Origin of the sequence: Flavobacterium macrobrachii, assembly GCF_014486675.1 — a bacterium.
Lineage (GTDB): Bacteria > Bacteroidota > Bacteroidia > Flavobacteriales > Flavobacteriaceae > Flavobacterium > Flavobacterium macrobrachii.
Map to the genome: position 1 here is coordinate 1 of NZ_JACTAC010000149.1, position 1,593 is coordinate 1,593.

Annotated in this window: 1 protein-coding gene; it reads right to left on the bottom strand. The window is 31.5% G+C overall.

Annotated features, from left to right (window positions below):
* Positions 1-20 precede the first annotated feature (20 nt).
* Positions 21-1,433, bottom strand: coding sequence for a hypothetical protein (locus IAI56_RS15645; RefSeq protein WP_187658748.1), 1,413 nt, complete (start codon positions 1,431-1,433; stop codon positions 21-23).
* Between the last annotated feature and the right edge of the window lie 160 nt (positions 1,434-1,593).

A 1,593-nucleotide genomic window follows, 5' to 3' on the forward strand; every position in this document is an offset into this window, starting at 1 on the left:
ATTAGCGGTTCGGGCTTTTGTCATTTTTGAAAATTTAATTTGAATGTGTAAAAGTATTTAGATGAATATATCATTTCTGAGTTTTGAGGAACAAAAGGTTCGTGAAATTGAGTTCTTTGTCTTTCTGTGCTATTTCCGTTATACTGATTAATAATAAAGATGTTCTTATATTTTGTGTAAAAATCATCAGTCATTGCTTTGTCTTGTCCCACTTTTGTATCCAATGCCCAAGCAGCCCACCATTCAAGACCGTGTCTTGCAATTACTATTGTTTTATTGTCTTTTTTTATAATTGATTTCAGTTGCTTCAAGTCTTGATAAGCAACTTCATCAATAACGGTCTCCTTTTTATGACTGATTACTGCTATAATGGATATAGTTGTGAGAATAAATAATGAAATATAAAGAGAAATAACAACTCTTTTGGTAATACTTCGATGAATTAAAATTATTGTCAGTATTTGAGGAATAAACAAGAACAAACTAAGTCGTTTGAAGTATTCACCATCAAGTAGTGGAAATGAAAGTGTTATTAAGCAAATGATATTCGCAAATAATAGCCCCTTTTGATACATTAATAGGTTTCTCTTATTGTCTTTAAGAACTTTAAAGCCAAGTATTGCCAATATGATTGAAATTAGGATAACAAATATGTCAGGAGGTGCAAGCATTCCATTTGTTAAAGCTGGTCTTTCAAAAGCTAATGTACCTATTGAAAAAAGCCGTTTTAATCGACTAATGTCGAAAAAAGCTATAAGTGCAAGACTAATAGAAAGTATTACCATCAAAGGAACTACCGCTTTCCTCTTGTATATAAACCCTACAAACAACATCAAATAGAATAGTAAAAAACAGAAGGTGCCAAAGTGTGTTAATCCTGTTAGGGTCAGACAAACAATTGCACTAATTAATACCCAATACTTTCTTTTGTTTTGATAGGATATAAAATACCCTAAGAAGCAAAATAAAAAAACTATTGCTAATGCGTTCTTTTGTAAATCGGAGGTAAGAATTAATGGAGAGAACGATAAAACAGAAAAACAAGCGACACCAATTTCATAAGGTTTTGAGAGATTAGTATTCTCGTTACTTATTATTTTATACAGGGGAATAAGTAATATTGGGATAGCTAAACTGTCAACTACTTTAACCACGTTTAAAATTAATGCATCTGATATCGAAAGTTCAAAAAGTGTAAGAAACTTAACTAAATACGCATCAAGGTAAAAAAGCAATGGCATATCTGAAAAGCCTACTGAACCTTGTGTCAATATTGTTCTTACTTGAACCGGGTAATATCCACCATTTACACCGGGAATTAATTCCTGTGAGAAATTAAAATAAAGTCTAATTATGAATGCAATCAAACCTACTAATAAGTATATTATAGTTGGTCTGGTAATTCTTGTTTTATTTGATTGTTCTGCGTTCAATGTAGTCGTCTGTTTTTAAATGTCGTTATAGCCTGACCGCTAACGTTTTTGCTATAAGACGGTTGGGATAGAAATTCCCAAAACTTCGAGCCAATACCCAACATTCGGATAGTCTAAATGTTTAAATTAATCACAATACCCAACTGTTTTATAGCAATTG